Source organism: Evansella tamaricis, from assembly GCF_019042215.1.
Taxonomy (GTDB): domain Bacteria; phylum Bacillota; class Bacilli; order Bacillales; family Salisediminibacteriaceae; genus Evansella; species Evansella tamaricis.
This window is the reverse complement of the sequence record NZ_JAHQCS010000177.1, coordinates 1-7,870: the sequence shown is the minus strand read 5'-3', so window position 1 is coordinate 7,870 and position 7,870 is coordinate 1. Positions and strand designations below refer to the sequence as shown.

Sequence of the window (7,870 nt, the reverse complement as noted above, 5' to 3'; positions counted from 1 at the left end):
AAAAGACAGGAGTTACGCTGCTGTTTTGTCGCTTCCTCCTCTAGGTTGCGACAAAAGACAAGGGATGCCATGCTGTTTTGTCGCTTCCTCCTCTAGGATGCGACAAAAGACAGGAGTTGAACTGCTGTTTTGTCGCTTCCTCCTCCAGGTTGCGACATTAGACGAGGAGGCGCACACTCTTTTGTCGCTTCCTCCTCTAGGTTGCGACATTAGACGAGGAGGCGCACACTCTTTTGTCGCTTCCTCCTGCTTTTAAGAGTGCAATTACAGATACTTGAAGTATCACAAACTTTTCGGGTTTTTAGTGGCACTCCGTATCTGACCTCACCTCATTCCAGCCCTATATGAATAGGGGGTACTATCGCACCAAAGTTGGATTTCCCGTTCGGAAAATCTGTAAATCTAATTGTGTTTTAAACTTTTTCTTAAAGGGATTCCACCGAACTTATTGATAGTGCTTTAACCACTTCTCTAGGTGGTGTTTCATTTTCTCACGGTAATCGCTTGGCGCTAAAATCTCGGCATCTACCCCATATTGCATGATCCACTGGAGAAATTCTTTGTCATCGTTGAGAGTCACTTCGAATAGAAGACTTCCATCTTCCAGTTCTGTGAGCTTCGGTTTGACGAATAGTTCTTCTTCTTTGATGTACCTGGCGATGTTGGATGAGAACTTGACTTTGAAGTTGATTTTGTCTGTACCTTGAATAATAGACCATGTATGCCGGAAGTATTCTTTGAGGTTAAGCTCCTGCTTTGAAAATGTGTTCTCGGTTGGAGCCACATCCAAAAAACGACTGAGTCGGAAGGTAAGGAATCTGTTTTTTTCATGGCAAAAGGCAATTAGGTAAAACCGGTGATCGCGCGGGATCAGGAAGTACGGGTCCAGGGCGCGGGTGGTGGTGACGTTCCGGCTTTGGGTGTGGTAGACGACCTCGATCGTGCGCCCATGAAGGATGGCACGGATAACGGGTGAGAGGAAGTTGTTGTGTTCTTCCTGAAAGGCTGGTGTTCCCATCTGGATGATGGACACCATTTGCTGTAATAGGTTCTGCAAGTCTTTTTTCTCTTTTTGGTGTGTGGCCATGACTTTTTCGTAGGCGGTATAAAAATCCGGTGGGATGAGATGGCTGATTTGGTCATGGATTTTCGGCAACATGGTGAATGCGACGGCTTCTTCGTTAGTCCAATCCAATGGGTAAAGGGAAAAGTTACCGATATAGGTGTACCCTTTGCCGTAGCCTTCGTTGGTTATTGGTATATGGGCGGCGCTCAGGACGTCGAGGTCCCGATAGATGGTGCGGGCGGTGGTTTCGCATTTTTCGGCCAGTTGTTTGGCGGTAATTCCCGGATAGGACTGGATCAAGGTGATGATTCGTATCAGACGCAGCAGGCGTTCGTTCATTGGGCAGGCTCCTTTCGGACAGGGTTTGTGATTTCTATTATTCTTTATTCTATCATGTCTTGAGCATCGTCTAGTAGATTAATCTAAGTGAGGTACCCCTCAAGACCCAGGGTTTTAAGATGTATGCGAAAAAAAGAAGCGTGATTTTTCCCAAAATGGGGTTAAAAAAAGAAAGAGCACCTGCTATGTCTGGCAGGTGCTTGTGTTTCTCTATGATAATTGCATTGTTGTGATGCAGGTCGCGTCTCCTTCAAATGTGGAGAATTCGGCCTCTACGGTCATCGTGTCGTAGGCAATCGTAATGTGATAGGTGTTATCGCTTGGCAGCCAGAAGTCAATGAAGCCGTTCTCTAGTGAAGTGACGGTATCATTCATGACTACGTTGCCATCCGTGTCTTCGATATAGATTTGAAATTCTTCTTCTGTCATCTCTCCTTGACAACCTGTCAAGTTATGGAAAGTGCAGGGGTGAGTTTCGTTAATATATGGTGCAATGGACACAAAGAATTCGTCTTCTGGTAAGGTATAGACGGTTTGTGTTTCGTCGCTGTGTGTCACGATGAGTTCTTGATCTGTAATGGATGCGACTTGATTCTCTATGTTTTTGACGCCATGATCGTGCACGAGTTGTTTCAGTTCTTGCACGTCTATTTCATTTTGTTCTGTGTTGTTTTGGCTGTCTTCGGAACAGGCTGCCAATAGGACGATGGCCAGGGCTGCGCCAATTATGGCCAAGATGTTTTGTTTCATGATGTAAACACCACCTTGTCTTATTTATCTTGGTTATTATACCATTGTCTACTGATATAATAGTGTTTTTTGTTGATTATTTCACAATTTATTCATTTTTAGGCTGGGTGGGAGTGAGGTGGCTGTGTTTAGCAGGTCGAGTTAGCGTGGTGGGGTAGGGTGAAGTTGGAGTGGGGGGGGTGGCTGTGTTGTTTCTCAGGTCAAAGGGGGATGGTAGGTAGGTGACGGTTGGCAAGTGTCCGAATGGAATCGAAACCAAAGCAAATATTTTCCCTTTCTATCCCAAATACTAGTAAAATAATCAAAATACAATTACTATTAAATGAGGAAATTTCGATCAAAATGTCGAAACAGTGCTGATCGATCGTGAAGAAACGGATGTATTAAGGATAAGGAAGCCACCTATTTTTTACACACAACACACAACGCACAAAACCACCAACACTAAAATCATAAGTAAGTGAGTGATCATTGATGTTAAGTATGTTAAAGCATTTAAAGCCTTATAAACTTTCGATTGTCTTCATCATCTTGTTAACAATGGCAGGTACGCTACTGGAGTTATATTTGCCAACCTTAATGGCAGACGTGGTCGATATTGGGATTGTAAATGAAGATATTCCATACATATTACAAACTGGCGGATGGATGGTTGTCTGTGCAATCTTGGCAATCCTCTTGACGGTACTGGTCAATTTTTTCGCATCAAAGGTGGCGATGGGATTTGGGAAAGACGTCCGTCGCAAACTGTTTGTGAATGTGGAGAATTTTTCTCTGCAGGAGTTTGAAAAAATCGGCCCTGCCTCTCTTATCACGCGATCTACGAACGATGTGAAGCAGATCCAGGATGTCTTAAATATGATCCTCCGAATGATGACACGGGCTCCATTGATGCTCCTTGGTGGAATCATTCTTGCCGTTTCCCGGGATCAGACGCTTTCCCTCATCTTCTTAGTCGCCTTACCTATCTTGGCGTTAACTATTTTTTTGATCAGCAGGAAAGCAATCCCGTTGTTTGGGGAACTGCAAAAGCGGACGGACCGGTTGAACTTACTGCTCCGGGAATCTTTAATTGGAACTCGGGTAGTGCGTGCGTTCAACCGGGTGGAATTTGAAAAGAAACGGTTTAACGAGGCGAACGAGGCCTTCCGGGATACGGGAATACAAGTAAATAAAATCATCTCGTTTCTGTTTCCTTCCATGTTAATTATCATGAACTTCACCAATATTGCCATCGTTTGGTTTGGGGCGGTCCGAATCGACAATGGGGCTATGCAAGTGGGTAATTTAATGGCTTTTCTTCAGTATTCCATGATGATTCTTATGTCCTTGATCATGCTGTCGTTTGCGTTCATCATGATCCCCCGGGCACAGGCATCTGCAAAGCGTGTGAACGAAGTGCTCTTGATTGACCCGGATATTAAGGATCCGGAAAGGGCGAAGCCGGTTTCTGATGCAACAGCACAACTGGCGTTTCAGAACGTTACCTTCCGTTATGCCGGTGCAGAGAAAGCGGCGGTTGAGAACATCACTTTTACTGCAAATCAAGGAGAAACGACAGCCATTATCGGCAGTACTGGTGCCGGAAAAACAACGTTGGTGCAATTAATCCCTAGATTTTATGATATTGAATCGGGAAGTATCTCCCTCAATGGGGCGGATATCCGCGACATGACACAGAAAGCGTTGCGGGCAAAAATCGGGTACGTGCCACAGAAGGCTTCGTTATTCAGTGGAACGATTGCAGAGAATGTCCGATTTGGAAATAAGGATGCTACCGAAGAAGAAGTATTAGACGCCCTTGAAACTGCGCAAGCTATTGAGTTTGTAAAGGAGAAAAAAGAGGGTATTCACACATACATTGAGCAAGCTGGTTCGAACCTCTCAGGTGGTCAAAAGCAGCGCCTTTCTATCGCGCGCGCCCTAGTTCGAAAACCGGACGTCTATATTTTTGACGACAGTTTCTCCGCCCTCGATTATAAGACCGATGCAAATCTCCGTAAGGCGTTAAAAAGGGAAACAGAGAATGCGATTATTATTCTTGTGGCTCAGCGGGTGAACACCGTAATGGATGCGGATCGAATTATCGTCCTGAACGAAGGCAAGGTCGCTGGAATGGGGACACATGAGGAACTGATCCAAAACAACACCATCTATCAGGAAATTGTCGCATCACAGAAAACGGAGGGGGAAAGCGCATGACATCGGATAATCAGAATAAACGTAAACGTCGTCGTCCTTCCGAACAAGCTGCCCCTAAAGGTCCTGGTCCAGGCAATCATTTGATGATGCAGGTGCAGAAACCAAAAGAGTTTAAGAAAACTTTTCGCCGGTTTCTTCAGTATTTAAAACCCAGGAAATATGCGCTAACTCTCGTAACGATTGCAGCGATCTTTGCAACCTTATTTAATGTCATTAGTCCAAAGTATTTAGGGGATGCTACCTCTTCCCTTTTTGATAGCTTTATCCAAGGAACAGGGGTTGATTTTGGATACTTGGGAAGAATTTTAATCATTTTAGTTTTCCTGTATCTGTTATCCTCTTTGTTCTCTTTCATACAACAGTATATTATGGCAGGCGTTTCCCAAAGGACGATTGCCGAAATGAGACAAGAAGTTAACGAAAAACTCACCCGATTGCCCATTAGTTATTTTGATAAACATAAGCATGGGGACATTCTAAGCCGCGCCGTAAATGATATTGATAATATCAACAACTCCCTGCAACAGGCGTTGACCCAAGTCATCACTTCAGTGATTACTGTCATTGGAATCATCATCATGATGCTAGTCATCAGTCCCATTTTAACGTTAGTGGTCTTAATTACGATTCCGCTCAGTTTCGTAGTCGTTCGGGTTGTTGCCTCCTTTTCACAAAAACACTTTAAAACACAGCAGGAGGAATTGGGGTCCATCAACGGCCATATTGAGGAAATGTATACAGGTCATCAGGTGGTCAAAGCATTTGGTCATGAAGAGGAATCGATTGAAGAATTTGATGAAATCAACGAACGTCTTTATACCGCAGGATGGAAGGCTCAATTTATTTCCGGTATTATGATGCCACTTATGACGTTTGTTGGGCATTTAGGCTACATCTTCGTCAGTATTGCCGGGGGACTTCTCGTATTGAATGGGAGTATCCGCATCGGGGATGTACAGGCATTCATTCAATATTCCCAGCAGCTCTCCCAGCCAATGGTCCAGGTGGCCAGTGTAGCGAACATGATTCAAACGGCGCTTGCCTCTGCCGAACGAATATTCAACCTCCTGGATGAGGAGGAAGAGCCGAGAGAGGAACGTGCTGCTCTTGATTTGGACACGCTCAGCGGACAAGTATCTTTCGAGCATGTGGAGTTTAGCTATGAAGAAGGCACACCAATTATTAATAATATGACTCTCGATGTGGAGCATGGGCAAACCATTGCCATCGTCGGACCTACTGGTGCGGGGAAAACAACGATCATTAATTTACTCATGCGTTTTTATGAAGTGAATAAAGGAAATATCAAGATTGATGGAGTGAAATTGACAGATTTGTCTAGGGAACAAGTTCGAAGTCTTTTCGCCATGGTTTTGCAGGATACTTGGCTATTTAATGGTACCATCCGTGACAATATTGGATACGGGCGGGAAGAAGCGACGCTAGAGGAAATTGTTTCAGCGGCTAGAAGCGCCTATGCTGATGATTTCATCCGAACCTTACCTGATGGATACGACACTATTCTCGGGGAAGACGCTAGCAACATATCTCAAGGGCAAAGGCAGTTATTGACGATTGCCAGAGCTCTCATCTCTGATCCGAAGATTCTAATTCTTGACGAGGCCACAAGCAGTGTGGATACGAGGACCGAAATGAATGTTCAAAAAGCGATGAACGAATTAATGAAAGGCAGAACCAGTTTTGTGATTGCACACAGACTTTCTACGATTAAAGACGCTGACTTAATCTTAGTCATGAACCATGGTGATGTGATTGAAAAAGGAACCCACCACGAGTTACTGGAACAAAAAGGTTTCTATGCTGACCTTTACTATAGTCAGTTTTCCAGTGAGGAAGAAGCGGGCTAACATGGTATCTCATTGCTGGAGTAAAAATAAAGGTCGAGTTTATCGTATTCCTAAGATGTGTTTTGAGGGAGTATTGGTATTGGTTTTGCATGCCCACTTTTGATGTGTTCTTTTTGAGAAATTATTGGTCTTGCATGCCTAATTTTATGGATTTAAGTAGTGAGTCCAATCATTTGTGAAGAATGTTAATAAGATATGTAGTGAGTAAAGGGTTATTCTCTCCCTTAATCTCTTTTTAAAAGGAGGCATTCGAGATGTATAACACAACAATCGGTGGTTTTTCATTTGTGTTAGTCATTTTCATTCTCCTAGTAATCATCGGAGCTGTCATTGTGACACCCCACGGTTATGCTTAATATGAGATGATATAGTAAATTTTCCGGGCGTCCTTTATTTAAGGGACGTCCTTTTTGTTTTCCCAAAGCCTCGGAGCCTTATGGAACATGGCTGTCTGCAAGTGTTCTTTGATTGCACTTAATAGTGAGAGATTATCTGCTTGGGAAGTAAATGGTGTAATTTGCTGCAGGGATGGCGAGGCGGTACTGGGCACAGATCGGACAACTTCTTACCGAATGCTGGCCTGACGTTCCCGTTGGGGCACAAGTTCGGACAACTTCCTACCAAATGCTGGCCCGACGCTCCCGTTCGGGCTCAAGTTCGGGTAACTTCTTACCGAAACTCCGGCTGACGCATCCGTTCGGGTACAAGTTCCGGCATCTTCTTACCGAAACTCCAACCATCCACTCCCGTTCGGGCTCAAGTTCGGGTAACTTCTTACCGAACTCCAACCATCCACTCCCGTTCGGGAACAAGTTCCGGTAACTTCTTACCGAACTCCATCCATCCACTCTCGTTCGGGCTCAAGTTCGGGTAACTTCTTACCGAAACTCCGGCTGACGCTCCCGTTCGGGTACAAGTTCCGGCATCTTCTTACCGAAACTCCGGCTGGCGCATCCGTTCGGGCACTAGTTCGAGCAACTTCTTACCGAAACTCCGGCTGGCGCATCCGTTCGGGCACTAGTTCGAGCAACTTCTTACCGAAACTCCGGCTGGCGCATCCGTTCGGGCACAAGTTGAGGTAACTTCCTACCGAATGCTGGCCCGACGCTCCCGTTCGGGTACAAGTTCGGGCTACTTCCTACCGAATACCAGCCCGACGCTCCCGTTCGGGCACTAGTTCGAGCAACTTCTTACCGAATACCAGCCCGACACTCCCGTTCGGGTACAAGTTCGGACAACTTCCTACCGAATACCGACACGACATTTCCGTTCGGGCTCAAGTTCGGGCAACTTCCTACCGAATACCGACACGACGCATCCGTTCGGGCACTAGTTCGAGCAACTTCTTACCGAACTCCATCCATCCACTCCCGTTCGGGCACTAGTTCGAGCAACTTCTTACCGAAACTCCATCCATCCACTCTCGTTCGGGCTCAAGTTCGGGCTACTTCCTACCGAATACCAGCCCGACGCTCCCGTTCGGGCACTAGTTCGAGCAGCTTCTTACCGAATACCAGCCCGACACTCCCGTTCGGGTACAAGTTCGGACAACTTCCTACCGAATACCAGCCCGACGCTCCCGTTCGGGCACTAGTTCGAGCAACTTCTTACCGAATACCAGCCCGACACTCCCGTTCGGGTACAA

At 45.6% G+C, this 7,870-nt stretch carries 5 protein-coding genes; 3 read left to right on the top strand and 2 right to left on the bottom strand.

Features of this window, described 5'->3' with window-relative positions:
* Window positions 1-445 precede the first annotated feature (445 nt).
* On the bottom strand, window positions 446-1,405 hold the full coding sequence (locus tag KS419_RS21845) for a helix-turn-helix transcriptional regulator (RefSeq protein WP_217068920.1): 960 nt from the start codon (window positions 1,403-1,405) through the stop codon (window positions 446-448).
* Window positions 1,406-1,615: 210 nt separating this feature from the next.
* A complete protein-coding gene (locus KS419_RS21840) occupies window positions 1,616-2,155 on the bottom strand; it encodes a CueP family metal-binding protein (RefSeq protein ID WP_217068918.1) in 540 nt (179 codons plus the stop codon).
* A gap of 474 nt (window positions 2,156-2,629) precedes the next feature.
* Here KS419_RS21840 and KS419_RS21835 point away from each other — a divergent pair, with 474 nt between their 5' ends.
* The 3 genes from KS419_RS21835 (at window position 2,630) to KS419_RS21825 (ending at window position 6,581) form a co-directional block, all read left to right on the top strand.
* Entirely contained in the window at window positions 2,630-4,357 is a 1,728-nt protein-coding gene (locus tag KS419_RS21835; protein WP_217068916.1) for an ABC transporter ATP-binding protein, read from the top strand.
* Between the two features lie 83 nt (window positions 4,358-4,440).
* The gene (locus KS419_RS21830) at window positions 4,441-6,225 is read left to right on the top strand and encodes an ABC transporter ATP-binding protein (protein WP_217068922.1); all 1,785 of its coding nucleotides are present in this window, start codon (window positions 4,441-4,443) and stop codon (window positions 6,223-6,225) included.
* 254 nt (window positions 6,226-6,479) lie between these two features.
* A complete protein-coding gene (locus tag KS419_RS21825) occupies window positions 6,480-6,581 on the top strand; it encodes a sporulation protein YjcZ (protein WP_217068914.1) in 102 nt (33 codons plus the stop codon).
* The last annotated feature ends 1,289 nt before the right edge of the window (window positions 6,582-7,870 follow it).